Source organism: Cyanobacteria bacterium GSL.Bin1, from assembly GCA_009909085.1.
In the GTDB taxonomy this organism is placed as follows: domain Bacteria; phylum Cyanobacteriota; class Cyanobacteriia; order Cyanobacteriales; family Rubidibacteraceae; genus Halothece.
In genome coordinates, this window is the sequence record JAAANX010000159.1 from 1 (window position 1) to 25,975 (window position 25,975).

Annotated in this window: 26 protein-coding genes and 1 pseudogene; 19 read left to right on the forward strand and 8 right to left on the reverse strand. The window is 45.2% G+C overall.

Annotated features, from left to right (window positions below; genetic code table 11):
* Positions 1-353: 353 nt before the first annotated feature.
* Positions 354-926, forward strand: a complete 573-nt coding sequence (locus tag GVY04_18795) for a Uma2 family endonuclease (GenBank protein NBD18103.1) — start codon at positions 354-356, stop codon at positions 924-926.
* A 38-nt stretch (positions 927-964) separates the two neighbouring features.
* Here the strand turns inward: GVY04_18795 and GVY04_18800 are convergent.
* Positions 965-1,222, reverse strand: a pseudogene (locus tag GVY04_18800) (protein kinase).
* Positions 1,223-1,663: 441 nt separating this feature from the next.
* Here GVY04_18800 and GVY04_18805 point away from each other — a divergent pair.
* Together GVY04_18805 and GVY04_18810 are read left to right on the forward strand one after the other, a co-directional pair.
* Positions 1,664-3,577 carry a hypothetical protein gene (locus tag GVY04_18805; protein ID NBD18104.1) on the forward strand — a complete coding sequence of 638 codons (1,914 nt, stop codon included), beginning with the start codon at positions 1,664-1,666 and terminating at the stop codon, positions 3,575-3,577.
* A 156-nt stretch (positions 3,578-3,733) separates the two neighbouring features.
* Positions 3,734-4,330: a Uma2 family endonuclease gene (locus tag GVY04_18810; GenBank protein ID NBD18105.1), complete on the forward strand. Its 597-nt coding sequence runs from the start codon at positions 3,734-3,736 to the stop codon at positions 4,328-4,330.
* 49 nt (positions 4,331-4,379) lie between these two features.
* Here the strand turns inward: GVY04_18810 and GVY04_18815 are convergent, their stop codons facing one another.
* The 3 genes from GVY04_18815 to GVY04_18825 are packed head-to-tail and all read right to left on the reverse strand — an operon-like array spanning position 4,380 to position 7,671.
* Complete coding sequence (locus GVY04_18815) at positions 4,380-5,639, reverse strand: flotillin family protein (GenBank protein NBD18106.1); 1,260 nt, start codon at positions 5,637-5,639, stop codon at positions 4,380-4,382.
* Entirely contained in the window at positions 5,636-7,000 is a 1,365-nt protein-coding gene (locus GVY04_18820) for a flotillin family protein (protein ID NBD18107.1), read from the reverse strand. Before GVY04_18820 ends, GVY04_18815 begins: the two co-directional genes overlap by 4 nt.
* 23 nt (positions 7,001-7,023) lie before the next feature.
* Positions 7,024-7,671, reverse strand: a complete 648-nt coding sequence (locus GVY04_18825) for a DUF1449 family protein (protein NBD18108.1) — start codon at positions 7,669-7,671, stop codon at positions 7,024-7,026.
* 266 nt (positions 7,672-7,937) lie between these two features.
* On the opposite strand from GVY04_18825, the gene malQ reads away from it, so the two are divergent.
* On the forward strand, positions 7,938-9,440 hold the full coding sequence (gene malQ / locus GVY04_18830; GenBank protein NBD18109.1) for a 4-alpha-glucanotransferase: 1,503 nt from the start codon (positions 7,938-7,940) through the stop codon (positions 9,438-9,440).
* Positions 9,441-9,481: 41 nt separating this feature from the next.
* On the opposite strand, the gene GVY04_18835 is transcribed toward malQ, so the two are convergent.
* The 3 genes from GVY04_18835 to GVY04_18845 all read right to left on the reverse strand — a co-directional run bounded on the left by GVY04_18835 (position 9,482) and on the right by GVY04_18845 (position 12,665).
* Positions 9,482-10,612, reverse strand: coding sequence for a geranylgeranyl reductase family protein (locus tag GVY04_18835; GenBank protein ID NBD18110.1), 1,131 nt, complete (start codon positions 10,610-10,612; stop codon positions 9,482-9,484).
* Positions 10,613-10,614: 2 nt separating this feature from the next.
* Positions 10,615-12,294 carry an NmrA family NAD(P)-binding protein gene (locus tag GVY04_18840; GenBank protein ID NBD18111.1) on the reverse strand — a complete coding sequence of 560 codons (1,680 nt, stop codon included), beginning with the start codon at positions 12,292-12,294 and terminating at the stop codon, positions 10,615-10,617.
* Between the two features lie 179 nt (positions 12,295-12,473).
* Positions 12,474-12,665, reverse strand: a complete 192-nt coding sequence (locus GVY04_18845; protein ID NBD18112.1) for a hypothetical protein — start codon at positions 12,663-12,665, stop codon at positions 12,474-12,476.
* A 12-nt stretch (positions 12,666-12,677) separates the two neighbouring features.
* Here GVY04_18845 and GVY04_18850 point away from each other — a divergent pair, with 12 nt between their 5' ends.
* Entirely contained in the window at positions 12,678-13,409 is a 732-nt protein-coding gene (locus GVY04_18850; GenBank protein ID NBD18113.1) for a LysR family transcriptional regulator, read from the forward strand.
* A gap of 2 nt (positions 13,410-13,411) precedes the next feature.
* Here GVY04_18850 and GVY04_18855 read toward each other — a convergent pair whose 3' ends face one another.
* On the reverse strand, positions 13,412-13,960 hold the full coding sequence (locus GVY04_18855; GenBank protein NBD18114.1) for a TetR family transcriptional regulator: 549 nt from the start codon (positions 13,958-13,960) through the stop codon (positions 13,412-13,414).
* Positions 13,961-14,049: 89 nt separating this feature from the next.
* Here GVY04_18855 and GVY04_18860 point away from each other — a divergent pair, with 89 nt between their 5' ends.
* From GVY04_18860 to GVY04_18925, 14 genes are all read left to right on the forward strand, one after another.
* Positions 14,050-14,478, forward strand: a complete 429-nt coding sequence (locus tag GVY04_18860) for a hypothetical protein (GenBank protein NBD18115.1) — start codon at positions 14,050-14,052, stop codon at positions 14,476-14,478.
* 53 nt (positions 14,479-14,531) lie between these two features.
* Positions 14,532-15,512, forward strand: coding sequence for a hypothetical protein (locus tag GVY04_18865; protein ID NBD18116.1), 981 nt, complete (start codon positions 14,532-14,534; stop codon positions 15,510-15,512).
* Positions 15,513-15,593: 81 nt separating this feature from the next.
* Entirely contained in the window at positions 15,594-17,150 is a 1,557-nt protein-coding gene (locus tag GVY04_18870; GenBank protein ID NBD18117.1) for an MFS transporter, read from the forward strand.
* Positions 17,151-17,282: 132 nt separating this feature from the next.
* Positions 17,283-18,206 carry an aminotransferase class I/II-fold pyridoxal phosphate-dependent enzyme gene (locus GVY04_18875; GenBank protein NBD18118.1) on the forward strand — a complete coding sequence of 308 codons (924 nt, stop codon included), beginning with the start codon at positions 17,283-17,285 and terminating at the stop codon, positions 18,204-18,206.
* Complete coding sequence (locus GVY04_18880; protein ID NBD18119.1) at positions 18,184-18,552, forward strand: hypothetical protein; 369 nt, start codon at positions 18,184-18,186, stop codon at positions 18,550-18,552. The genes GVY04_18875 and GVY04_18880 overlap by 23 nt, the downstream gene beginning before the upstream one ends.
* 235 nt (positions 18,553-18,787) lie before the next feature.
* On the forward strand, positions 18,788-19,270 hold the full coding sequence (locus GVY04_18885) for a MarR family transcriptional regulator (protein NBD18120.1): 483 nt from the start codon (positions 18,788-18,790) through the stop codon (positions 19,268-19,270).
* A 118-nt stretch (positions 19,271-19,388) separates the two neighbouring features.
* Complete coding sequence (locus GVY04_18890; protein NBD18121.1) at positions 19,389-19,931, forward strand: hypothetical protein; 543 nt, start codon at positions 19,389-19,391, stop codon at positions 19,929-19,931.
* A 287-nt stretch (positions 19,932-20,218) separates the two neighbouring features.
* Positions 20,219-21,241 carry a tryptophan--tRNA ligase gene (trpS, locus tag GVY04_18895; GenBank protein ID NBD18122.1) on the forward strand — a complete coding sequence of 341 codons (1,023 nt, stop codon included), beginning with the start codon at positions 20,219-20,221 and terminating at the stop codon, positions 21,239-21,241.
* Positions 21,242-21,493: 252 nt separating this feature from the next.
* The gene (locus GVY04_18900) at positions 21,494-21,919 is read left to right on the forward strand and encodes a DUF4442 domain-containing protein (GenBank protein NBD18123.1); all 426 of its coding nucleotides are present in this window, start codon (positions 21,494-21,496) and stop codon (positions 21,917-21,919) included.
* Between the two features lie 16 nt (positions 21,920-21,935).
* Positions 21,936-22,364 carry a VOC family protein gene (locus GVY04_18905; GenBank protein NBD18124.1) on the forward strand — a complete coding sequence of 143 codons (429 nt, stop codon included), beginning with the start codon at positions 21,936-21,938 and terminating at the stop codon, positions 22,362-22,364.
* Positions 22,365-22,434: 70 nt separating this feature from the next.
* Positions 22,435-22,959 carry a DUF1993 family protein gene (locus tag GVY04_18910; GenBank protein NBD18125.1) on the forward strand — a complete coding sequence of 175 codons (525 nt, stop codon included), beginning with the start codon at positions 22,435-22,437 and terminating at the stop codon, positions 22,957-22,959.
* A gap of 89 nt (positions 22,960-23,048) precedes the next feature.
* Entirely contained in the window at positions 23,049-23,897 is an 849-nt protein-coding gene (locus GVY04_18915) for an alpha/beta fold hydrolase (GenBank protein ID NBD18126.1), read from the forward strand.
* 203 nt (positions 23,898-24,100) lie between these two features.
* Positions 24,101-25,456, forward strand: coding sequence for a cytochrome P450 (locus tag GVY04_18920; GenBank protein NBD18127.1), 1,356 nt, complete (start codon positions 24,101-24,103; stop codon positions 25,454-25,456).
* Positions 25,457-25,502: 46 nt separating this feature from the next.
* Positions 25,503-25,937 (forward strand): hypothetical protein, encoded by a 435-nt coding sequence (locus GVY04_18925; protein ID NBD18128.1) that lies wholly within the window; start codon positions 25,503-25,505, stop codon positions 25,935-25,937.
* Positions 25,938-25,975: the final 38 nt, after the last annotated feature.

The window sequence follows — 25,975 nt, forward strand, 5'->3', positions numbered from 1 at the left end:
CAAAAACAACTAATTGGTAAATGTTGATTTCGGGGTATCGAACCCACTCAATCAACGGCGAGACTCCAACGCAGCGACGCAGGAGCGAAGCGACGAGGAAGTGAGGATATCCCGACGCTGAATCAGAGATTACAGCGCGGGACTTATGTTCTCGCGCTCTTGCCAGTTAAACGCCGTTGGACTAGCGTAACCCACTGCTTGCGCTGCTTCTTTCACTTGAATTTGTCCACTAAGAAGTAATTCTTTGGCTTGTTCTAAACGACGATCGCGCTATCTCCCTCAAATTGCTACCCCAAAAAACTTAATTGATTGATTGGCTAAAATTAGAAGCGAAATGCACTCAGCATCGGACAATGACCCGTAGCCAAAGCCATGCTTACTTCACCCCTGAAGAGTATTTAGAAATTGAACGCAGCAGTCCGATCAAACATCACTATATTCAAGGGGAAATGGTTGCTATAGCAGGGGCGAGTAAAGCTCATGTCATCATTACGGGCAATCTTTCTGCGTTGTTAGTGAATCATCTGCGAGGGAGGGGTTGCATTGCTTACGCATCGGATATGAAAGTGCGCCTCCCTGCCCTGAATCTATTTTATTACCCCGATTTAGCTGTTACGTACGATGAGCGAGATCGCGCTTCTAACGAAGATTTTATTTTACATCCAAAGCTCATGATTGAAGTCCTCTCTGATTCCACAGAAGCCTTTGATCGCGGGGATAAATTTGCTGATTATAAATCAATCCCAGAATTAGAAGAATATATCCTGATTCATCAAAAACAAGTTTTAGTGGAACAGTTTTTGCGCAAGTCTGATGCTTTATGGATGCCTCACATTGTTCAGGCGGGAGATACCGTAGAATTTGTGAGTATTGGCTATACTTGCCCTATCGAAGCTCTTTATGAAAATCTTAATCAGCTGCTTTAGCTCATCCTTCAGGAACCGGCGAAGCGATCGCGCTTTCCCAGCGGATAACCGGCAAACCTCTGAATTTGATTAGCAATTGCCCACTCTCGGTCTTTAACCCAGCTTTCTTCTGCTAAATGATTACTCAGAAAGGGAACACAATTCTCGGCGATTTTCCCCACTTTATAAGCGCTCATGGGGACACGGGCAAATGAGCCATTCGTGCGGGTGTATAGTCCTGATGAGGTAACTAAACGTAACGCTTCACCATCGGCTTGAGTTAACCAAATCCGAACAAACGCACAGTTATAGTCATTCCAATTGATTTCCGTACAGCAGAGTTAAAGGCATGTTCTGTATTTGCCCCTCATTGATTGTATGGTTCTTACTTGGAATCACTATAACGAGCATTTCCCTCTCGATGAACCCTACAAATACTTGGAAATACAGCGCGAGCAAGTTTGGAGTGCTATCAGTGCTCAATCTATGTTCACACTCGTTAGTGATTAGTATGGAGACACTTTCGGGAAAGCTAAGTTTGATGAAAATGCAGATAATCAAGTATGAATCACTAATTAATACCAATTCTCAAAAGTGGCTAGAGAGATCCTTAATTGAACCTCCCTACAAACTGGGGCCAAGTTTCCAGTGACTTTTGATAAACGGTATAAGAAGTTCTGATACTTTCATTTTTGTTGGTTTAAGTAGTATCCTGAAATCCTATTATTTATAGTAAAAAGAAAAACTTTATTAGAAATTTGATCGGAAAATTCTTAACAAAAAAACATATCGAGTTTGCCGTCCAACTTTTAAGTAGTCAGGTTGAATCAAGTGCGCGTAATCATCGCAGTCTAGATTTAGAAATTCTTAGAAGAGAGGATGCATTAAATAAGATTGACTTGACAAACTTCTATAGTAATTATATTGAAAAAGACATCTTTTTCAATTATCCACATTTGTTTAATGCTACTCCTTATGCTGTCCCTAAGGGTGACGGCGGAGTCCGCCAATTTCACTTTCTTGAAGCCCCTCTTTGGATACTTTACTACGCTTTGGGGTTCTATTTTTTGGAGTTAACAAAAGAAATAAGAGAAGAATTAAAGCAGATCCAGAAACGTGCGGCAATTTATACTTATTATGGTGCAAATATTTGTTTAGACGAACCGCAAAAAAGTAGAATTCATTACCAACAGGACTACCAAGAATTTACAAGGAAAATTCGTCAAACTGTACGAAAGAATATAAAAAACCATAAAGTAGCCGTTTTACACCTTGATATACAGGATTTTTTTCGGTCTATCGATCACAGTTTTCTTATAGAAGTTTTGAGTCAGCAGGCATTATCAAAATCAGAATTAGAACTTAATTATAATGAAAAGACAAAATTAAAGATTAGGGAAATTTTATTTTTAATAATGGAACGTTCAGAGGGTCTTCCAATATCTCAACAAAATATTGTTTCAAATCTTCTCAGTCATTTATTTCTCTTTCCACTTGATAATCTAATACATAATTTTCAGGTAGAAGAATTTCCTTTGCTTACTTTTCACCGTTATGTTGATGATATGTTTCTTATCATTCCATTTTCTCATTTGGAGAATAAGGAGAATATTGGGACAAAAATGCTTGACGTATCTACTCGTATTGGTGAACATCTATCAAGTCAACTTGCTTTAACTCTTAATCCTTTGAAAACTAGATTAGATATAATTACTTCAGAAGATGAAATTAACAAGTTAATTGAAAGTAGTTGTCTGGTTAGTTTTCACGCTCCTTTACTAGAAGATGGTGGTGAATCGCCTCAGGAAATATTAGATCAGGCAATAAAAGTTTTAGAACGTTTAAGGAAGAAATTTAAATCTCAAGGATATGTCAATCGACTTGCAGCTAATGACGATTTAGCTCTAAAGCGATGTTTTCAAAGAGCAGTGATAGATTATATGCGTAGTCAAGATGCTCAACAGCAGCTTGAAGTAATTTTTAAAGATTGGCATCCCGTTTTGATATCAAAAAGTATAAAAATTTTAATATTTCTAATTTCTCGTGTACCGGATGCTTTGAATAATCTTTTTGAACATGTACGTGAAGATTTAAGAAATTCTCAACCTCCTTCAACAACTATTCACTTGGCAGAGCATTTGATGTTAATCGAAGAATATAATAAACAATTTGATTGTGAAATTGAGTCACTTTCTCAAAAAAAGCATAGTCCATATGTTTGTTTAATAAATCGTCTTATTAATCCCGTTCCTATTTCTAAAAATCGGTATATAGAAATAGAGGATAGCTTTTTAAAGAAAAATAGGAGTCTCATGGAACAAGTGCGTTATACGAGAATCGCACAAAGACGTGGTATTTACAGCTTAGCTTACAGTCATCTTTTAAATACATTGCAAGAGTGGTGTTTTTGCAATGAACCAACAAAAACGTCTCGTAGTAAATATAACCGTAAAGATGTTGTTAAGTGGTTAGAAAAAATCACAGATCATTCGGAAATTATATTCGTAATAAGAATGTTTGATCGACGAAATCATAATACAATTTCACATCCAGCTGATGAAAAAGTAGAAGAAGCTGCAGTCACCAAAGTTGAATATGAACAAAATTTATCTCAATTTAATTCTCTTTTAGTAAATGTTAGAAGACGCTATTCTAAGGTTAATCGGTCTTGATGGAATCGAGCAGAGATATCTGTAAGGTAATCGCTTATTTAGCAAAGTTTCCGTTTACTTAACGATCAATATATAAGAAAATCGCAAGACTTTGAAAGGGTTAGGCCTAGATATAATGAATCTAGCTCAGATAAATCCCTAAAATTGGGAGGCAAAATCATGACCCAAACTGTAGCGCCTTCTTCCCAACTGCTAACAATGGAAGACTATTTAGCCTATGATGACGGCACTGATACGCGCTATGAGTTAGTCAATGGAGAATTGACGGTAATGCCGCCGGAAAGCCAAGTTAATTCGAGCATCGCGAAATTCTTATTTTTTGAACTGGCAAAATACCTTTCTCTGACCTTACTTTCCCTTAAAGATACAGAAATTGAAGTCACTGGCAAACGGGCTACTTGTCGCTTACCTGATCTCATGGTGCATTCTGAGGCGTCGCGAAGTGCCTTAGTCGGTGCAAAACGCGCAACCCTAACCCGAGAGATGCCACCCCCGGCTTTAGTGGTTGAAATTGTCTCGCCAGGGGAAGACAATCGCAATCGAGATTACCGCTATAAACATACAGAATATGCAGCGCGAGGCATTACCGAATATTGGATTATTGATCCCGAACCGCAACAAGTGATGGTGTGTCTTTGGGTGGAAGGGAAGTATGAAGATAGGGTTTATCGGGGTGAAACGCCGATTCAATCCACGGTTGTGACGGAATTTAACCTTAGTGCGGATCAGATTTTAGCGTTTGGGAACCATTAAGGGCGATCATGACTCAGCAGCGCGATTGATCGCCCTCAAGTGACATCAACTACTCTTGGCTGTTTTCCTGACTTGCCGTGTTAGACTGTCCAATCCGTTCTGCCATCCCCGGCAAATCAATGCCGGTGCTTTCTCGTAGCTGTTCGGTAAAAGCAGCTAATTTTGTGGCATTGCCCCCTTTAGCCGGATCAATCACTGTCACTTTCTGCACATCAATTTCGGGAACCGTACTGACCATACTCGATAGCAGCGGTTCCAGTTTTTGGAAGAGGAAGATTTCTCTGGCGTTTTCACCCGCCGCATTCCAAGATTTGGCCAAACTGCGTAACCCTTCGGCTTGTGCTTTCCCGTCTTCAATGATGCTAGCTGCTTGTCCTTTGGCTTCCGCTTGCGCCCGTTGACAGTCCGCTTCCGCTGGGGCAACCACATCCGCTTGTAACTGCTGTTCCACTTGCTTCCGTCGTTCCCGTTGCACGGCTAGTTCCGCTTGCGTGCGAGCCACTTCCGCTGCAATTTCCGATTCCGCTTCCGCAATACCGGCTTCCCGTTGAGTCAGGGCATCTTGCAGACGGCGGTTGGCTTCGGCACGAACTTTGGCGGTTTGGGCTTCGACTTGTCGTAGAGAGGTATTTTTCTTGTTTTCTGCCGCTTGCAGTGCCGATTCCGTTTTCGTTCTCGCTTCGGCGATACGGGCATCCCTTAGTAAGTCAGCGCGCTGTTTACGCCCAATGGAGTTGAGATAGTTGACATCATCTGAGATGTTCTGAACTTGTAAGTTATCAAGCACTAAGCCTAACTTTTGTAAGTCGTCTTCGGCTTCTTCTAAGAGACTGCGCGCAAATGCCATTTTGTCTTCGTTGACCTGTTCGGGGGTGAGACTGGCAAGAACACCTCTTAAATTCCCTTCTAGGGTTTGTTGGGCAATTTTTTCGATTTGTTTTTGGCTTTTTCCTAACAGGCGCTCGATCGCGTTGTGAATGGTGGGTTCTTCCCCAGCCACTTTAATATTGGCAACCCCATCGACTTTCAGAGGAATGCCGCCTTTCGAGTAAGCATTGGTCACTTTCAACTCAATGATCATGTTGGTGAGATTCATCCGAAAGACTTTTTCTAATAAGGGTTTCCGGATACTACTCCCGCCTTTGACGAGACGATAGCCAACGGTTTTTTCATCAGCAACGGCTTGGCGACTCCCGGCAAAAATCAGGATTTCACTGGGCTGACAAATGTAATACAAGTTTTTGATCACAAGGGCAATCGTTCCTGCCCCACCGAATAATAGTACGAGTAAGGTAATAATCGCGCTCATGCTTCTTCCTCCGTTTTCGTTTCCTCAGCTGCTTCTCCCTTTTTCCCACTCAAAGTAATGCCCAAGGTTTCTTCCGATTGTTGTAAAAACTGACGGATCATTTCCGGATAGGCATTAGAAAGCGAGGCAAGGGCTTTGCCATCGCCATTATCAATCACTGTGACATCCCCTAAATGCAAGCGATGGGGAACATTTGCCGCTTGTTTGAGGATCATTTCCATTTGTTGCACCAGGAATAATTCGGAGGCATCAACCCCAGTTTCTTGCCAAATTTGAGCAAGCATTTCGTTGACTTGGGCTGACGCTTTGGTATCTTCAGCCACTTTTGCCGCTTTCCCTTTGGCTTGTAATTCGTCCGCTTTTTGTTGCGCTTGCGCGGGTAAAATCTCATCCACTTCTAAGCGCGCTTTTTCCAGTTGGGCACGAACCGCTTGTAATTCTTGTTGGGCACGGGCTTTCGCTTCTTTAGCAGCAGCGGTAGTCCGTTCTTCTTCCACTTTCGCTTCTTTTTCCACTTCCGCTTTAATCCGTCGCAGTTCATTTTCTTTTTCTTGAACTGCCGTGCGAGCTTGAGTTTCAGCAACTTCTGCTTGGCGATCGCAGTCGGCTTCAATTTGTTCGGCTTCGGCTACCGCGTTCGATTCGGCAATTTCTGCATCCCGGACAATAGTGGCAATTTGGCGGCGTCCAATGGAGTTGAGATAATCCACTTCATCCGAGACGCTTTGAATTTTGAGGGTATCCAGTTGTAACCCCAGTTTGGCTAAATCGCCACTGACATCATTGGCAATCCGTGCCGCAAATTCGAGGCGGTCTTCATTTAATTGTTCCGGCGTGAGCGTTGCCACTACTCCCCGCAAATTCCCTTCTAGGGTTTCTCGTGCCACGCGGGAAATCTCACCGCGATCGCGCCCTAAAAACCGTTCAATCGCATTCCCTACTAGTGACCAATCCCCAGAAATCTTCACATTCGCGATCGCTTGGATATTCAGAGGCGTTCCCCCTTTCGCGTAAGCATTGGTCACTTCAATGGGGACGGGCATCGTGGTTAAATCCATGGTTTCCACCTGTTCCAGGATGGGGATCCGAAAGGTGCGTCCGCCGTAAATGACTCGGTAGCCCAGTTGCTGTCCATCTTTGCGCTTATATTTGCGACCGGAAATAATCAAGATTTTATTGGGATCGCAAATTTGCACCAAACTATTAATCGCCCCGACCATGAGAACAGCGACAAAAATAACGAGCGCGATCGTGACACTGGTTCCCAAAGGATTACCATTACTATTATTGGTCTGGGCAAAAACTGGTGGTGATGAAACCTCCATCACCGTTTCTCTTTCTATGTCCCGTTGCTGAACCATAATTCAGATTGTCTCCAATTGTCTTATTGATCTTTTAAGCTGTCGGCTGAAACCACCCAAACTCGGTTATCTTGGCAAGAAACCACTAAGACTTCTTCCCCGCGCTGAAATGCTTTATCTTGTTCGGTCATCGCAGAAAATCCCAAAGTTGAGCCTTTCAACGACAGCTGTACTTTGCCACGGCTACTGGCATCAAAGGGAATTTCCACGGTTCCCACAACACCCACTAAATCATCAGTCCGCGTGAAACTATTGGTGTAGTTTCCCCCTAATACCCGCAATAACCAAGCCATTGCTGTGCCAATGATTAATCCCATTAAGACAGCAATGAGTGCGATGAGAAAGCTGCCCAAACTCGGTTGCAGCCAGGTTAACGCTAACCCGGTCAAGCCAAAAAAACAAATACCAAATGTCCAAAATTTGAAACTAAAAATGGGCAGCCAGAGTTTTTGTTGGGGAGAAGGCTTACCCAGCCACGGATTATATTTTTTTTCAGTTTTCCCTTGGTACGTGCCAAAATCGACATCATCAAAATCGGCTTCGGCGTCCACATCAGCATCGACATCAAAATCAGCTTCGGTATCAAAATCAAAGCCCTCAAAACCGCCAGATACCGATAAAGCAACAAAGAGACCACCGATTAAAGCACAGGCTAAATAAATAACAAGCATTATTTTAAAAATGAGGCTTGGGCTGAAGCAGAGAACTGATCTCTAACTAACATACGCTTTCACTTTAAACCAGGTTCCTCTTAAAACTGCCCCAAAAATTTTATTGGACCGTCAAAAAAAACGAAATGTTTATATTTCTTAACAACTAGGGGCAAGACTGAAAATTATAGGTTGTTTTATTCCCTTTCGGATGTAACAGTGTCTAATGTAGGTTAACTCGATCTCTTCGGAGTACCTTAGTATCAAGTAGAATTACACAGAACGATATGGAACTTGACCGAGCAAGCGGAATTTTACTACACCCCACCTCCCTTCCCAGTCGCTACGGAATTGGAGATTTGGGCGCAGCAGCCTACGAGTTTGTCGATTTTTTAGCCGGAAGCGGACAGCAAGTCTGGCAAGTTCTTCCTTTAGGACCCACCGGATTTGGCAATTCTCCCTACTTATCTTATTCTGCATTGGCGGGGAATCCTTTATTAATTAGTCCCGATAAGTTAGTGGAGGAAGGCTTACTCACCCAAGAAGAAGTAGATCAATATCCGAGTTTTCCGGAGGAACGGGTCGATTATGACCGTGTAGAAGCCATGAAAATGCCGCTTTTACGTCAAGCGTTTGAACGGTTTGCGAAACTCCCGGAAGATCAGCGGGGTCCTTACCATGATTTCTGTTACAAGCATGGTTACTGGGTAGAGGATTTTGCCTTCTTTATGGCCCTAAAAGAAGCGCATAATGGTATTAGTTGGCATGAATGGGAGGAAGGCTTAGCCAAGCGCGATCCGCAAATCCTAGCGAAATGGAAAGAACATCTGGGCTGGGAGATTTACTATCATAAATACCTCCAGTTTGAGTTTTATCGCCAATGGCAAAACCTGAAAAATTATGCCAATGAACGTCAAATTAAAATCTTAGGGGACATTCCGATCTATGTCGCCCATGACAGCATGGCGGTTTGGGTCCACCAAGATATCTTCTGCCTGGATCCCGAAACCTGTCAACCCTCTTTAATGGCGGGCGTTCCCCCCGATTATTTTAGTGAAGGCGGACAATTATGGGGTAATCCGGTTTATAACTGGGAACAAGTGGAAGCCAATGGCTTTGATTGGTGGCTGCATCGCTTTGAAGGCACGCTCGATTATGTTGATTTACTCCGCATTGACCATTTTCGAGGCTTTGAGTCGTTTTGGGCGGTGCCCCAAGGAGAAGAAGATGCCCGCAACGGCCACTGGGTCAAAGCCCCGGGAGAGAAGTTTTTTAAGCTGTTGCGGGAACGTCTCGGTGAATTACCCATTGTCGCTGAAGATTTAGGGATTATTACCTCGAATGTGGATGCCCTGCGGGCTCAATTCAACTTCCCCGGGATGAAAGTGTTACACTTTGCCTTTGATTCGGGTCCAGAAAATCCCTATTTGCCGTTTAATTATCATGACCGCAACTGTTTGGTTTATACGGGGACTCATGATAATGACACGACGGTAGGCTGGTATAAGAAACGGAAAGCGGAACAAAAAGAGACGGTGCGTCAATATGTGGGTGGAATTTCCTCAGAAGGCGTTCACTGGAGTTTAATTCGCGTCGCCCTGGGGTCGGTTGCCAATCAAGCGATGATCCCCCTCCAAGATATTTTAGGCTTGGGTAGTGAGGCTCGAATGAATACACCCAGTCAATTGGGCGATAACTGGGCATGGCGCTATCGTCGTGACGAATTAACCAATGAATTGCGCGATCGCCTGGGATTGTTAACAGAACTCTATGGTCGCGCTCCCCGTTAAAATAGGTAGAAATAGGAGTGGGGGAGGTTTCTCCCTACTCTCTACCTGGCAAAGGAGGTTAAGCGTTGCAGACCGCGTTGGGCAACCCGAGAATACTTGAGTTCACCCGTGGCAATTTTGACCAGAGTCCGGGTCGCACTGGCTCGTTTCACCCCAATCCGATATCCAAGGGCGGGAAAACGATAAAACGTATCGGCGAGACGTCGCGCCCAAATCATTTCTTTGCCCCATTCTTGCGCGATCGCGCAAGAATAATTTGCCAAAGCCTCACTTTCTCCCTGCAAAGCCCCAGCAATGGCTGCGGCAGCTTTAATCCCACTAAAAATCGCAGGACGGATTCCTTCTGCTGTAAAGGGATCAACGACACAAGCCGCTTCCCCTGCCAGAAGAGCGCGATCAGTATGCAGTGTTTGATCGCCGTTCCAGAGACTAATCGGATGCCCCCAGTGTCGGGCTTCCTTCAAATCAACCTCAAACAAACGAGCATAATCCGCTAAAATCTGCCGCAGGTTTTGTGACCCGCGCTTGCTAAAAGCGCCAATGCCTAAGGAGTAGCCATCCGCTTTAGGAAAGTTCCAGAGATACCCGGGCTTGACCATGCCAAACTCAAAATGAATCCGTTGATCCCGCTGATCACTAATCGGAACTTCTGTTTCTAATGCCCCGGCTAAAATACGTTTTCGCTTCTTAAACCCTAACCAAGTCGCTAGCGGTCCCCTCCCGCCATCGGCAGCAATCAGATAACGTCCTTGAAAGGTGCTGCCATGACGAGTTTGAACCAAGATTTTATCTATTTGCGGTTCCACCCCAGTCACCAGAGTATTCTCTTTTAGGTCTGCCCCCTGTTTTTGCCCTTGTTGCACTAGAAACTGATCAAAAACCTCTCGTCTCACCATCCACAGCGGTTGTGTCTGATCGAGACTCACTTCTAAGGCATCCGCTTGATTCCAGGTATAGCGACTCCCTGTCACTTTCAGGGAAATTGCCGGAGAAAAGTCAAAGTCAAACCACTCTTGAATAATAGGGGCAACGCCACCGCCACAAGGTTTATAGCGAGGAAGGGTTTCTTTTTCAATCATTAAAACGGCGTGTCCTTGTTTTGCCAGATGATAGGCTGCACTGGCACCTGCCGGACCCGCACCCACAATAATACAATCATAGAGTCTGCTCATAATTAGCTGGAATGGTAAAACAAGGATAAATTTAATTCTGTTGCCGGAATCGTCAGATATAAAATATCACCTGCGGTTAAACAAGTGTTCAGCAGTTGCCAACCGTGACGAGTTTTTTTCTGCGTTTCCAGATAGAGGGGCACAAAGTTGGCTGCCATGGCACTGTCTTTCACCAACTGATTGCAAAAGGGATGCTGTGGCGTAATCCGTGTCGAGAGGCAAACCCATAGCAAATCGCCATTTAAACCATTCCCTAAGATTCTCCCCCCTAAAGCCGCCGCCGCAAAGGCTGGGGTAGCAATGTCTGTGGGACACAAGACATTTTGAAACTGAAAAACCTTTTGCACCGAATGGGTTAACTCGGGATTATGGTTACGGACAATCGCTGGCAGCTTACCTTGCAAGGCTTTGGCAGTGAGGGCAATTTCAACATTCACCATATCGTCGCTGGTGACCGCAAAGATCGCTTCTGCTTTCTGGAGATTGGCTGCTTGTAAGGTGGCTTCGAGGTTGGCATCTTCGAGGATGAGGGGAACCCCCAGCGATCGCGCGGTGTGGAGAAAGCGATTTTCGCGATCGCGCTCAATCACAACAATTTCATGATTTTGTTGATGGAGATATTCCACAATCCGCATACCAATCCCCCCCAACCCACAGATAATATAGTGACCCTGGGTGGGAAGTCGCGCGACATCCCAAAACTCCTTGAACCGACTCCCCAGAACAAAATCATTAATCAGAGCATAGCAAATCCCAATCACGCCAGCGCCCACAATCATCATCAAGGCTGTAAAAATTTTAATCAATGTATTGGCATTTTCTGCTACTTGTTCTTGTCCACCGGCACCGGTAATCATTCCCACTGAAAAGTAAAGCGCATTGACAATGGAAGTGTCTAAGTTAGTGGATACATAGGTGGCAGTGGCAAGAAAAATCGTTACCAATAAGCTCAAAGTTACTATGGCAACGGGACGCGCATGATGATGAAACAAGGGCAACCGCGTTATCGTTTTAATCCTTCGTCTGAGGCGCTGACGATGATTTTTCCGGATTTGCGGTCGAATCCCAACAATAATGCGATCTCCGGCTTTTAAGCGTTTTCCGGCTGTGATTGCTGCCACTAAATTGCCATTGCCATGACGCGGGAGATAATGAATTAGCATCCGGTGCGGGTTTTCCCAAAGTTCATCAATGGGGGTTCCCAGCCAAGGATGATCGGCACTAATTACTTCTTCGTGAAGCGGCCAAGTTTGATTAAACAGTTGCAGTTGTCCAATCGCCTCATTGCCCATGGCAGCAAAGGTAAAAACGGGGGCAGCTAAGGCGGAAACACTGAGACTAAAGTGATTGGGTAGAATCTGATCGAGGCGTTGACCCAGACTATGATTATACAGTCGGTTGACAATGCGAATTTCAGGATTGAGTAAGCGGGCTTGGGTAAGGATAGCTAGATTCACCGCATCATCATTTCCCGCTAAAACCAGACTTTGTGCCGATTCGATCCCCGCTGCCATTAATGTCGCGCGCGATCGCGCATCCCCAACAATAATATCTTCTTGCTCTTTTGACTCCGGCAACGGAGCATCACTCACTCCCACCACCGCTACCCCCTGCTTTTGAAGCAACACAAAAATTTTATATCCAGTCCGCCCTAAGCCACAAATAATAATCCTTGGCTTCATCCTCATCTCCTTAACCAAGCAGGGATGCCATTGACCGCTCGCTTCTGCCGAAATCCTATCTGAAAGTGTAACCCTCGCTGTTGCAACAGAGATGTTCTTCACACACTATAGCGCTACCCGAAACCGGAATTGGCGTTGAGCCGAGATACGGATCCTGTTGGCGAATTCAAAAAACAGACTCAAAGCGCGATGTTCGCTACGTGAACCGGCGAAGCCATTGCCTCTGGCACAATCGCTAATTTTTGATTGGTGATGTTTTGAAAATGAGAAACGCGAGTTTTCGCCAGTGGAATTTCTTCGAGCCAAGCATAAATTCTTTCTAAATTCATCGCTGCCGCACTCAGAAGATGCTGTAGAGAAGTTTTCAGCAAGCGGCTGTTGAATTGGATGTTACGCCTACTGCGGTCAGTCATCAAATCAAAGTCCTGGAAGATGATTTGGGAATGCCGTTATTTCGCCGTCGTCCCCGTCCTTTAGCTTTGACTGAGGCGGGTGCTTTTCTCTATCCGAAAGTGCAGGAGAGTTTTGATGCGATGGCAAGCGCGATCGCGCAATTAAAACAAATTCCAGACCATTGCGAATTAACAGTGAGCGTTACTCCAGTCTTAGCAACGAAATGGTTAGTTTCCCGATTGCCTCAGTTTCAGGAACGTTATCCCGAAATTAATCTACGTCTTCATACCGCTAATAAAGTTGTGGATTTACACCAGCAAACTGTTGATCTTGCCCTCCGTTACGGTCGGGGGAATTATTTCGGTTTAGTCACTCGTCCGTTGATGTCGGATCAATTTGTTCCGGTCTGTAGCCCTCATCTCTTGACCGTTGGTCAGCATCCCCTCAACAAACCAAAAGATTTAGCCCATCATCGTTTACTCCACTTTGAATGGATGTATTATGGTGCGGAAGCACCGAATTGGTCAAACTGGTTTGCGCGGGCAGGAATCAGCAATATTGATGCGAGAGGAGGCATCACCTTGTCTAACAAGGCCCACGCACACGACCGAAGGTTGATGGCTAGAACCCGAAGTGATTGGCGGCGGCTAATCGGCATCGTGACGTTGCTTGAGTTCTCCGTAAGACAATACCAGAAGATTGTCTTTCAGTGCTCAGATTGAAACTATCGCAGCGTTTGCGTGAAAGCATTGATAGTTTGGTGCCCACGTTGTGCATTTCCTGTCGTCAAGAAGTCTAAGATTGCGCCTTGAAATAAGTGAAATAGCGATAAAGCTGTAGTTTTGTCATTTGTGAAATTAAACAAAGAATCTACCCACTTTTTGCTCTCTTGCTCGATGAAATGTTGTGTTTCTGAGTCACCCTGTATGGCACGTTGATTTAGCTCCATCGTCAGTTTCAGCAAGCCGCACATCGCTGGTGAAGTCAAATGGCTCCACATTTCGAGTAGGGGGTCTGCTAGACAATCAGCCTCTTCAAGTGACACACTCTGAAATGACCATAGTTTTTCGCGCAAGCGAGTCTCTAACAAACCAATGAGTTGTCGCTCTAATTCTTGTTTTGAGCCAAAGTGATAAACCAGCATTCGTCCGCTAGTGCCTATCCTCTTGGCGATCCCATTGATGCTAGAATCCAATGCTCCTGCTTCGATTGCAGCAGCTAGGCATTGCTCCAGAAGCTCCTGCTTCTTCTGAGGTTCAGTCGGTCGGCTCATAGGTTGACAGTTAATGTAACAGCTATTACATTAATAATTAACGTAACGACTATTACGTTAACACCATTAAGTTGAGGTCGGGCAAAATCATGAGGACAAAAGATAGAGTTGGCTTGATTGCTCTCGGATTGGTCATCTGGGCAGCAGGAACATTGGTTTATCGCCTGAGTGGTTCATCCTTCTTTGAGGGGTCTGCTACTGGGTATTGGCTCAACGTCGGTTTAACAGGCATTCTATATGCCGTTGTTTCGCTGGGAGTGATGAAGTGGCGGAAGATTGAGCAAAAAGATTGGTTACAAGGTGCAATCTGTATTGCTTTGCCGGGAATGCTGGGCGAAATTCCAATTCTTGCTGGCTTTTCAGAACTGATGAGCAATATGCAACCTGAAACAGCAGGGCGATACGCAGCCTTTTTGTTTGGAGGATACTCAACACTAATTGGCACAGCTTGGCTCATGTCTGCAAAAGCCAGTTCTCAGCCGATTTCGGCAACACAGTTCTTAGATACAGAGCAATAAAAAGCCATTTGCACCAAGATAACCTAACAAGTCAACACTTCCTCGAGTATGCTATGGCCAAATCGCGCAAATTGGAATCACTTCTCGCGCAAATAGAGCAAATTCGCTCCGACCCTACTCAATCAGAAGCACAGCTGCTACTGCGCCAATTACTCGCCTCGAAACAGCCGGTTGTAATCGCGCAAGCAGCAACCCTGATCGCAGAAGCCCAACATGACGACCTGATTCCCGATTTGGTTTCCGGATTTGAGTGGGCGATGACGAAGCCTAGCGAGCGAGATCCCGGTTGTACCGCGAAGCTCAAACTAGCCGATGCGCTCTATCGCTTGAACCACAGCAACGAAGATTTGTTTTTGCGGGGCATTCGCCATGTACAGCGAGAACCGGTGTGGGGCGGTTCGGTGGATACTGCGGCGCCCTTGCGAAGTGTCTGTGCATTGGGGCTGGTGAGAATAAATTACTCGGATGTCATGAGCGAGTTAGCAGACTTGTTGGCTGACCCCGAACCCGAGGCCCGAATGGGAGCAGCCCGCGCCCTTGCCTATACGGGAGATTTGTCAGCTGTTCCCCTGTTACGGTTACGGATCGGGATGGGCGATCGCGCCCCAGTGTTATCGGACTGTTTTCTGGCGTTGCTCCAGTTATCCCCAACGCCATCCTCAATTGAGTTAGTGCGTTCCTTTCTAGTGATTGAGCCAGAGGCTGAGGATCGCAAGAGGGCTGAGCTGGCCGAAGCAGCAGTGCTAGCATTAGGAGAAGCGCGATTATTGGAAGCGTTCGGGATTTTGCGAACTTGGTGGAGCTCCCTCTCCCTTCGAGAGCTTCGACAAACGGGATTGATGGCAATCGCGCTCCTGAGAAATGATGAGGCGATTTCATTTCTGTTATCTCTGATTGAGGAGGGCGATCTGGCAGAAGCAAAAGATGCAGTTGCAGCCTTGTGTGTTTATCGTGAGGATGAAGCACTTTGGCAACGAGTTCGTGAACGGATTGAACAACGGGGAGAGACAAGTCTCCTGAGCATGGCTAAATAAATAGTTTTATACAACATATAGCAAGATTTGGATTGTCCACAAATATCTGGCTACAAACCTAACAAATTAAGGAAATAGACTTTGAAGGATCGAGAAAAAGCCAACGCCAGATTATGCCAGCGTAAGCTGGCAACTTTGATCGGTGCTGGCGCGGGAGGAGTTATGCTGACAACCGACGTGACAAGCTCTGGAGTGGCATTGGATAGCATCGGACAAGACCTTAATGCCACCTTTGCCGATTTGCAATGGGTTGTCAATGCTTTCAACCTAACTTTCGGTGCGTTTCTGCTTACTGCGGGCTCGTTGGCGGATCTACTCGGTCGCCGACGGATGTTTACTCTCGGCGTTATTTTGTTTAACGTTGCAGCAATGATGTGTGGGTTCTCGCAAAGCTCACTGATGCTGAATTTCTCTCGAGCACTGGAAGGCATTGGCGCAGCTTTCTTGTTCCCCACCAGTAGTGCATTAGTCGCTTACGAGTTTCGCGGGGTTGAGCGAGCCCAAGCCTACAGTTTCTTGGGGGCTTCTTTCGGGGTTGGCCTCGCTATCGGACCACTATTAAGTGGCGTGCTGACTAGCTGGTTGAGCTGGCGGTGGATCTTTTTAATCAACGTGCCAGTTGGCTTGGGCATTCTCGTGCTGGCTGTGCCTAGAATGGGAGAATCTAGGGATCCTGGTGCCCATCGAGTTGACTGGGCTGGTTTGATTGCCTTTATGCTAAGCCTCACCTTATTTCTCTACGCCTTGATCGAGGCTCCAGAAGCTGGCTTGGGCAGTCCCTTAGTTGCAGGGGCACTCCTCGGAACTCTGGTTTTCGGTGTGCTTTTCCTACTTGTTGAGCAGCGGCAGCCTCGCCCGATGTTTGACTTGGCTTTGTTTCGCAAACCCACCTTTGTTGCCATTTCGCTTCTTCCCTTGGCGTTCTCCTGCGGTTTTGTGGCGCTCCTAGTTTACATTCCACTCTACTTTCAAGGAATCAAAGAGTACTCGCCTCTGCAGGCTGGGCTTGTGATGCTACCACTGACCATTCCTGTGTTTGTGGTGCCTTTCATTATCAGTAAGCTGACCACCTATCTGCCAGCACGGATATTACTGAGTGCCGGGCTAGGGCTGATCGGTCTCGGAGCCTTGTGGATGAGCCAACTCGAAACCGGCACGAGTACGACTGTACTTTTGAGTGGATTAGTACTCACTGGTATCGGCGCTGGCACGGTAAGCGGTCTGATGGAATATGTCGCTGTCAGCGTCGTGCCGGCGGAGCGTAGTGGTATGGCTGCTGGTATGTTCAGCACCATTCGCTTAGTGAGTAGCTCAACCGCAATTGCCGGCATAGGTACTATCCTGATTAGTCTAACTCAGAACCGGCTTCTTCGGCTTATTGTTGGCACATCTGTTGCTGCTGATGAGCGAGTCGCCGAGCTGGCTAACCGCGTCACCACCGGTGACCTCATTGGTGCAGCAGCTTCAGTCACTGCTGCTGAGCGTGAAGCGTTTGTCCAAGCCGCCACTCAGAGCTATACTAGTGCCCTGACTACTGTCTTCGGCATCATTGCGTCTATCTCATTCGTCTGTGCAGTCCTCGTATTGGCTCTAGTGCGGGCACGTGATCTTGTTGAGGAGTCTGCTCCCAAGCGGTAGATGCTAACCAGTACCAACCAATCGTGAAATCAATTAAGCGATCTCTCATTAGTCGTTGCCCGGTGTCGCTGTCAATTAGCTAAGCAACTAGAATTAATCAGAGGGTTTACTCAGTTTCATTGGTGGCAAAGTATGACTAACGAAGATTCAAAATTAGAATTGTCTTCCGAAGAAATGAGAAGACTAGGTTATCAAATTGTGGATCTGTTGATCGATCATTTCCAAACTCTTTCTCAAAAATCACCCACTAACACAGCTAGCCGATCAGATCTAGAAACTTTATTGAGAGAACCGTTACCCCGACAAGGCCAAAATATACAGGAGGTTTTACAGCAAGCTCAAGAAAAAGTGCTTTCCCATATTATGCATCTGGATCATCCACGCTTTTTTGGCTTTATCCCTAGCCCTAGCAATTTTATCAGTGTGATGGCTGATACGTTGAGTTCAGGATTGAATGTATTTGCAGGAACTTGGCTTGAAGCAGCTGGTCCGGCTCAAGTGGAGCTTGTTACGATAGATTGGTTACGACAACTCTGCGGATTTCCGGAACAAGCGGGGGGACTTTTTACCAGCGGTGGTTCAGCGGCAAATCTAACAGCTATGGCAGTTGCCAGACACATCAAGCTGCAGGACGATATCAAGGGAACTGTGGTGTACTTTTCCGATCAAACACACTCCTCAATTGAACGGGCGCTAAAAATTCTGGGATTTACCTCTAAGCAATTTCGTAGGCTTCCTTCAAATGCAGACTTCACACTAGATATTGGTACCCTTGTCACTACAATTACTAAGGACAGACGCGATGGTCTTCGACCCTTTTGTGTAGTAGCCAATCCCGGCACCACGAATTCGGGAGCTGTGGACTCTCTCCAGGAAATCGCAGCTATATGCAACAAAGAGGATTTATGGCTACATGCTGACGGTGCCTATGGAATAGCTGCAGTATTTTCTCAGGAAGGTAAAAAAACTCTAGAAGGACTCGAGCAAGTTCATTCTTGTTCCTTCGATCCTCATAAATGGCTGTTTCAACCCTATGAAAAAGGTTTTTGGTACTGAGGCATTTGGTCGTGCCGTTCAGCAGGGATTGGAGCTAGCTCGATATGCTGAGCACCGGATTCATTCTTTAGAAAATTGGAAGATCGTAACTAAAGCACAGATGGGAATTGTAACTTTTCGATATGAAGCAGAGGGTTACTCTGATGGGGATCTAAATCAGTTAAATCAATCACTAGTTGCAGCCTTAATTCAAGATGGTACAGCAATGATTAGCTCAACCAAATTACGAGGAAAAACAGTACTTAGAATCTGTCCCATTAACCCACGAACCACACCAGATGATATTGACTTAACGATTTCAAGACTTCAAGAGCTTATTGAAACAGTCAAACAAAGTTTGATTTGATTTAAAGATGTTTCGGATCTTAGCCGCAAGCGCTTTTCCGAGCATCTGATGCTGAGCGGCTGAAAGGTGAATTCCATCCCAGCCTGCGGTAATGCTAATGGCTTGGGTTGGATCATACAACTTCAGCAAAAAGACCAAAGGCAGAACGTATCATAGGTGCTGGATAGCCTGTGGTTCTTTTAAAATAATTAACACACTAATTATCTAAACTTAAATAACAGTTAATTTTGAATCAATGTCTACTTTTTCCTCTGATGCTGAGTTTCTGCAACAATGGCAATTTGCTCTTGCTCCCTATAACTTAGGCTATAAATTAAAATTAACATCTCAACTAATGTACCGTGATTTTTGGGAGCGACTTGAACCCTATAATCTCACACCATTCCACTATCTGGTCTTGTGTTGTTTATGGGAAAATGATGGTCTTTCAACAAAAGATATTGCAGATAAACTAAAACAACTGGGCGCAACTCTAACTGGTGTAGTTGATCGAATGGAAAATCGAAACCTTCTCTATCGAGAGCGTGATGAAAGTGATCGCCGAGTGATTCGGATTTGGCTAACAGAAGAAGGAAAACAATTGATGAGAGTGCTTCCCCCCCTAGGAGCAGAAACGATAAAACGAGCTACAAATACTTTATCTCAAGTGGAAGAAGAAAAGCTTTTGCAACTACTTGATCAGATTATTGAAAATTTCAGTAGGAATCTTAATCCCTAAAGCTTGACAGTCTTTACCTATTTACTTAATATGTTGATAGTTAATACATTAAGTAAATGGGTGCAAGTTCAATTATCCTTAGATCGAACCTGTCCCAAATGCCGATGGGAGAGGAAAGATGCAGAAACTAAGTATTAATCAGAAAAACTGGATACTATCAGCACATATTGGCTTTGCTGCCTTGTGGACAGGAACTGTATTAAGTATGTTTCTTCTGTCACTGAAAAACATGGATGTAATGAATTCTGATGTTTTGCATACCCTTAATGATGCCATTACTTTACTTGATGACTGGGTTGTTATTCCTTCTGCAATTGGTTCTGTAGTTACTGCAACCGTTCTGTGTTGGGGAACAAATTACGGCTTTACAAAGTTCTATTGGGTCATTGCCAAATGGGCACTTACAACTGGACTCATTATTTTTGGAACCTTTTGGCTATTTCCGTGGGGACATACTACTTCTCGTATTTCAGAGCAAGAAGGATTAAAAGCCCTGAATAATGCAATCTATAGATTTGATGCTAAGGGAGTATTACTAGGAACTGCCATTCAAGTTCTTGTTCTCTTTGTCATAATCGGAATTTCAACCTTGAAACCTTGGGGAAGACGTTCTACTCAGAACAAAAAGCAAAGTGGATCCTCCCTAAAGCAGACGAAATAGAGGGGCACGCTGTGACAATTGAGTTGGAAGATCGCAAAAGCAGTGTCTTTTCCGCAGAACTTCAGGTCGAGATAGCAGTTTCAATCGGGTTTTGAATTGGGTTTGCTTCCATTCAACAGGAGGCGTGTCTGATTGCTTAAAGACAAACACTAACTGAACTCAGGTTATGTCACTTCATCGAAGCAGGAAACGCCATTGATTCTGGAAACCCTGCTATAATTGATTTGATTTAGCGGCGGAAAGATGCTAAATGCTTACCCGATCTTTCAACGATGCAGAAGGACGACATGACTGATGCTAGCTTATTAACAACAAACAAGCAGAGCAACCGTCAGAGAGTAATTTCAGGAATTCAGCCATCGGGGGAGATGACCCTGGGGAATTACTTGGGGGCAATTATCAACTGGAAGAAGCTAATCGAGAAGTATGATGAAAGTTACTTTTTCATAGCTGATTTACACAGCTTGACGACCTTACCGGATCCAGCAAAGCTGCGCGATCTTATTCGGCAAACCATGATGAGCCTAATGGCCTGCAATATAGATTTGGAAAAAGCTGTCCTTTTCCGACAAAGTCAATTAGGTGGCTATCATACCGAGCTGTTCTGGATTTTGAGCTGCTTAGCTCCAGAGGGGAGGTTAGAGCAAATGGCTCAGTTTAAGGAAAAGTCACAGAAGCAGCAGACAGTAAGAACCGGATTGAAGATTTACCCCATTCTACAAGCAGCAGATATCTCGCTATATCAGGGGACTCTGGTTCCGGTTGGCGAGGATCAACAACAACATTTAGAGCTGACTTGTGAAATTATCCGCAAGTTCAACAACTGCTATGGTGACACCTTGCCCGTGCCGAAGGCTGATTTACTGGAGGTTTCAGCTCGTGTGATGAGTTTATCGGACGGGACGAAGAAGATGTCAAAGTCAGATCCCAATAAAAGTAGCTGTATCTACTTGCTCGATACTCCAGATGAGATTAGTCGTAAGCTTAGACGAGCCAAGACAGACAGTGAGCCAACATTGCGGTTTGATCCTAACCGTCCTGAAATTTTCAATCTGTTAAGTATATATCAGGTTTTATCAGGCGAAAAACCAGAGGCAATTGAAGCCAAGTTTGAAAGAAGGGGGACGGCGGAGTTCAAATCTGAGTTAACGGAGCTGCTGGTAGAATCGCTGCGACCAATCAGAGAAAAATATGATGTATTAGCTAGTGACACTAGCCAAGTCGATGCCATCTTAAAAAAAGGCAAAGATCTAGCAGAGCCAATTGCACAGCAGACGTTAGCGATGGTTAGAAAACGAGTAGGTCTGTAGCGGCTCAGGACTACGCGCGATTGATTGGGCTCCGCCCATACTTCGCAAACGCGAGACATCAAAATAAGGCGCGATCGGGCTGAGAAAGTGATAGAATATGGTTAAGTTCAGAAAATACAGTGTAGCAGATTGATAGCGCGATGCCCGAAGGGCGGTAACTTTGCCACATCATGTCGGCTTTTGCCCAAATATTTAAGTCCGCCGCTGACTTTGACCGTTAGATTAAGTCTCTGTGACCCGTCATCAATACTTATGGATATTACAAAAGTTCCATTTATCCAGACAGCTGGTATCCAATACGATAACTCAGGAACTCTTAATCTTGAATTTTGCCAATCCATTCAGAATCATGTAGGAACCATTCATGCGAGTGCTCAGTTTGCTCTTGCTGAAACTGCCAGCGGGGATTGTTTGCAATCTCTTTGTCCAGAATTATCCGATCAAGTTTTTCCTGTATTACGTGAAGCCAAAGTAAAATATAAAAAACCAGCAGAACAATCTGTATCAGCCTATTCATCTGTTGATGATGATTCTAGATCTAGATTTCGAGATCAGCTGACTAGAAAGGGCAGAAGCACCATTGAAATAGCTGTTGAAGTGAAAGAACTCGATGGCACAATTACCTGTTCAGGCAAATTTAAGTGGTTTGTAAAAACAATCTTAGATCACTCAGAATAATTCGCCGACAAATAAAGTGAAACCACGTATTAGCATTATCACCTTGGGTGTATCCAATCTCGAAAAATCCTATAAATTCTATACAGCGCTTGGCTTTCCGACATCGAAAAAGCCAGAAGATGACATTATCTTTTTCAAAACGGACGGCGTTAGTTTAGCTTTGTATCCTTTGGAACAACTGGCAAAAGATATTTCCCCCGAATTGAGCCCTATTCGCTCCGGTTTTTCTGGCGTCACCTTAGCTCACAATACAAGATCCAAAGCTGAAGTAGACACAGTGTTGGAACTAGCCAAGAAAGCTGGCGGTAAAATTGAAAAGGCAGCTCAAGATGTCTTTTGGGGCGGTTACAGCGGCTATTTTTCTGATCCTGACGGTCATCTCTGGGAAGTCGCTTATGCTGAGAGCTGGGAATTCAATGAAGACGGTAGCTTAGTTATTGAGTGACCTTACCTTCTTTACCCTTGCCCTTGACTTGGGCGGTTAAGCCTCACCAATTGGATTCAGGCAAAATTCTATGGAAAAGCAGAAAATTTCAGCATTGCAGAATATCTTTAGTTCCAGGCTCGATACCTTGAGTCATCTCTTAGAAGTAGTGGAGAGTCATTTCGGAGACGAGGCGGAGTCCCTATTACAGCGCCGTATCGCACCCGATATGTTTCCTTTCGGCACCCAGATCGCATTTACTTGCAATCAGCCCCGCAACTTTGCCCTGTGGTGTCTGGGACAGCCGGCGGATAATTTGAATCCTGATGTCGGCTCTTTCGCTGAGGCTCAGAGCGATATTTCATCGACGAAGGAATTACTGGCAAGTATCAATGTTACTGATGCCAAGCTTCACCAGAGCCATCGACTCGATCTTGGACAAGGGCTATATGCAGAATTATCCGGACTTGCCTACGTAGACGATTTTTTAATGCCCAATTTTTATTTTCACCTGACCACAGCTTATGACATCATGCGGATGGCAGGAGCGCCCATTGGCAAACGCGATTTCATGATGCATTTAGTGCCTTTCGTCAAGCAGGAAGCTGACGTCTAAAACAGCCATTCAAGACGTGGCAAGTGCCTTGCGTCGGCACGTCGATGAAGAAGCGTTCGTTTTTTGACCGTTGCTGAGTAACCGACTGTATGATGGAAATCAAGCCCCCGCCAGATCAGTACGCTCAAGTGAATTCTATTAACACCCGCTACTGGTCACTTGGAGATCAAGGATCGACAGTTATTTTGCTTCATGGGGGTGGAGCCTCTGTGGAGTTTTGGTGGTACAATGTTGATGCTTTGGCTCAGTTTCATCGGGTCTGCGCCGTGGATATGGTCGGTTCTGGTCGCTCTGATCAACCTTTTGCTTCCTATTCGCTGAGTGATCAGGCTCAGTTCATCAAAGACTTTATGGATACGTGTAATATCCGCTGCGCTAGTTTAGTCGGCAACTCAATGGGAGGTGGCGTTGCTTTACAGTTTGCCCTCATGTTTCCTGATAGACTGGAAAAACTAGTATTGGTCAATAGTTTTGGGTTAGGCAAGCAGATAGAGATCTTTTCGCGTTTAGGAACCCTCCCTTTCATTGACAAATTTAGTAGAGTTTTCCGTCCCAACCGACCAAGTGTAGCTTGGCTCTTGAAGTCAGTTGTGTATGACCCATCAGTTATTACTGATGAGTGGTTTGAACGAATTTACCAACTAGCTGTGCTCCCAGGAGCACTGAGTTCTCTTGTCAGGCTATCAAGGGCAAACCTCAATCTGTTGGGGGTGCGTTCTAGAGTGTTTCGTCCAATCGTTCATCAATTATCTCAGATTACCGCACCAACATTGGTCATTTGGGGAAAACACGACCCTGTTTTACCTGTTGCTCATGCCGATGTTGCAGCTCAAGGGTTAGCAAATGCTCGTCTACATATTTTTGAGTGTTGTGGGCATTTTCCGCAGATTGAGCATCCAGAGGAGTTTAACCAATTAATTTTAGAGTTTTTGGATTAAGGTATTTGAGTTGCAATTGTACAGATAACGTTTCCGAAAACTAAAGCTCGCGCAACCCACTTTCAAAACAGTCAGTTAATCTCTGGATTAAAATCGACTAATATCCTTGTGCAAAGATACGTCAAATTGGACGTTTGATGACCTGATCAGAGTCGGTAAAATACTCAATATTAGGAAGGAATAGAGGCGAAAGGGTAGCAATTATGTCAGACCAGTTAACCCAGCCCAATTCGGAAGTAGGAGCAAGCGGTCCGCCCGGTTTACCCTTACTGGGCAATATGCTTGCCTTCAATCAAGACCCTCTCGGATTTTCCCAGCGATGCGCGCGCGAGTATGGGGATGTGGTTTTCTTTCGATGGGGACCGCTTCCCGTCTATATGTTTAATCATCCTAACCTGATTGAAGAGGTGTTACGAAAGTACCAAGCCAATTTGATTAAAGAGATTAGTTATCGTGCCCTTCGGGATGTCTTGGGGAACGGGCTGCTACTGAGCGAAGGCGACGTCTGGAAACGCCATCGGCGACTCCTTCAGCCCGCTTTTCATCAACATCGCATTGTCAACTACGGCCAAATCGTCACTGAATGCGCTCAGAGAGCGGCAACAAGCTGGAAAGATGGCGAGTCGCGGGATTTCCACCAGGAAATGATGCAACTGACGTTGCAAATTGTTGCTAAGACGCTATTTGGGACGGATCTTACCCAGCAAGCCTCCCAAGTTTCACGTTCGCTCGATGCTATCTTGACGCACCATCTCCGTCAGATTCAGGTCTCTTTTCTCCTGCCAAAATGGTTGCTTCCTGGTTACAGTAAGGCTCGCCAAGCGATCGCGCAACTGAATGCACTTGTCTATAGCATCATTAACCAGCGCCGGCAAGCGCCTGGCGACGATCTGCTGTCGATGATGCTGCAAGCAACTGATGAAAATGGCAACCAATTAAGCGATCGCGAACTGCGAGACGAAGTCATGACTCTATTGCTGGCAGGACATGAAACCACAGCTGTTAGCTTATCTTGGACGTTAATGTTGCTGTCTCAGCATCCGGAAGTGGAAGCAAAGCTCTTGCAGGAGTTGCAGGCGTTCCCTCAGGATTATGAACCAGAGGCAACCGAGTTGGAGCAACTTCCTTACACCCAAGCAATTATCAAGGAATCTATGCGATTGTACCCGCCTGCTTGGAGCATTGGCCGCGAGGTGGTAGACTCTTTTAAACTAGGAGGATGTGACCTGCAACCCGGCAACTTGATTTTTCTGAGTCAGTGGTCCATGCATCGCGATCCGCGCTACTTCCAAGCCCCACAGCAGTTTCGCCCGGAACGCTGGATGCAAGAGGAAGAACAACAGCTGCCACAGGGAGCCTACTTTCCGTTTGGGGACGGACCGCGGGTTTGTATCGGACGTGGCTTTGCTCTCATGGAAGCAACGCTGATTTTAGCAACGCTCGCGCGACAATTTCACTTCCAGTTGAATGCTGAGTTCCCAATTGAGCCTCACCCGATGCTGACCTTGCGACCTCGACAAGGCATGCCGATGACAGTGACTCGGAGAAGGGCAGTGTAGTAGCTATTAGAGGAGTAATTGTTAAGCCCCGCTACTGATTAGACCATTGGTTGAAGTAACCTTCAGATTTTTTATGGAGTTAAACCAATTTTACAATCAACTATGGAATGAGTCTTTGCCAAAATTTCAAGCTGGAGATTTTCAGTTTGATCCATTTCTTGATGCGACAACTGATCAGAGATATGGTGTAACCTTACTAGCTCGACCAACTGAAAACGTTAAAAAAGCTGTTAGGAGGACTCTGGAAGAAATTCAAGCAGTTGCACCTAATCAGTATTATTATCCACACTCAGATCTCCATTTGACTGTTTTATCAATTATCTCATGTTATTCAGGATTTTCATTAGATCAGATCAATCCAAGTGCCTATAAAGATTTAATTCATTCTACTTTAAAGAAATTCCAACCTTTTAAAGTTAACTGTAAGGATTCAGGGATAAGGGTTGACAGGAGTCAAAAAAGGGTTAAGCTGAAGCCATGATGATGAGCCAAGAGCACTCGTTCCCCAAGGCGGAAGAA

Excerpts from the sequence above, each read along its gene's own strand:
- GVY04_18795 (NBD18103.1), top strand. The coding sequence starts at position 354 with ATGACCCGTAGCCAAAGCCATGCTTACTTCACCCCTGAAGAGTATTTA.
- GVY04_18815 (NBD18106.1), bottom strand. The coding sequence starts at position 5,639 with ATGAGCGCGATTATTACCTTACTCGTACTATTATTCGGTGGGGCAGGA.
- GVY04_18820 (NBD18107.1), bottom strand. The coding sequence starts at position 7,000 with ATGGTTCAGCAACGGGACATAGAAAGAGAAACGGTGATGGAGGTTTCA.
- GVY04_18825 (NBD18108.1), bottom strand. The coding sequence starts at position 7,671 with ATGCTTGTTATTTATTTAGCCTGTGCTTTAATCGGTGGTCTCTTTGTT.
- malQ (NBD18109.1), top strand. The coding sequence starts at position 7,938 with ATGGAACTTGACCGAGCAAGCGGAATTTTACTACACCCCACCTCCCTT.
- GVY04_18835 (NBD18110.1), bottom strand. The coding sequence starts at position 10,612 with ATGAGCAGACTCTATGATTGTATTATTGTGGGTGCGGGTCCGGCAGGT.
- GVY04_18840 (NBD18111.1), bottom strand. The coding sequence starts at position 12,294 with ATGAAGCCAAGGATTATTATTTGTGGCTTAGGGCGGACTGGATATAAA.
- GVY04_18855 (NBD18114.1), bottom strand. The coding sequence starts at position 13,960 with ATGAGCCGACCGACTGAACCTCAGAAGAAGCAGGAGCTTCTGGAGCAA.
- GVY04_18860 (NBD18115.1), top strand. The coding sequence starts at position 14,050 with ATGAGGACAAAAGATAGAGTTGGCTTGATTGCTCTCGGATTGGTCATC.
- GVY04_18865 (NBD18116.1), top strand. The coding sequence starts at position 14,532 with ATGGCCAAATCGCGCAAATTGGAATCACTTCTCGCGCAAATAGAGCAA.
- GVY04_18875 (NBD18118.1), top strand. The coding sequence starts at position 17,283 with ATGACTAACGAAGATTCAAAATTAGAATTGTCTTCCGAAGAAATGAGA.
- GVY04_18880 (NBD18119.1), top strand. The coding sequence starts at position 18,184 with ATGAAAAAGGTTTTTGGTACTGAGGCATTTGGTCGTGCCGTTCAGCAG.
- GVY04_18885 (NBD18120.1), top strand. The coding sequence starts at position 18,788 with ATGTCTACTTTTTCCTCTGATGCTGAGTTTCTGCAACAATGGCAATTT.
- GVY04_18890 (NBD18121.1), top strand. The coding sequence starts at position 19,389 with ATGCAGAAACTAAGTATTAATCAGAAAAACTGGATACTATCAGCACAT.
- trpS (NBD18122.1), top strand. The coding sequence starts at position 20,219 with ATGACTGATGCTAGCTTATTAACAACAAACAAGCAGAGCAACCGTCAG.
- GVY04_18900 (NBD18123.1), top strand. The coding sequence starts at position 21,494 with ATGGATATTACAAAAGTTCCATTTATCCAGACAGCTGGTATCCAATAC.
- GVY04_18910 (NBD18125.1), top strand. The coding sequence starts at position 22,435 with ATGGAAAAGCAGAAAATTTCAGCATTGCAGAATATCTTTAGTTCCAGG.
- GVY04_18915 (NBD18126.1), top strand. The coding sequence starts at position 23,049 with ATGATGGAAATCAAGCCCCCGCCAGATCAGTACGCTCAAGTGAATTCT.
- GVY04_18920 (NBD18127.1), top strand. The coding sequence starts at position 24,101 with ATGTCAGACCAGTTAACCCAGCCCAATTCGGAAGTAGGAGCAAGCGGT.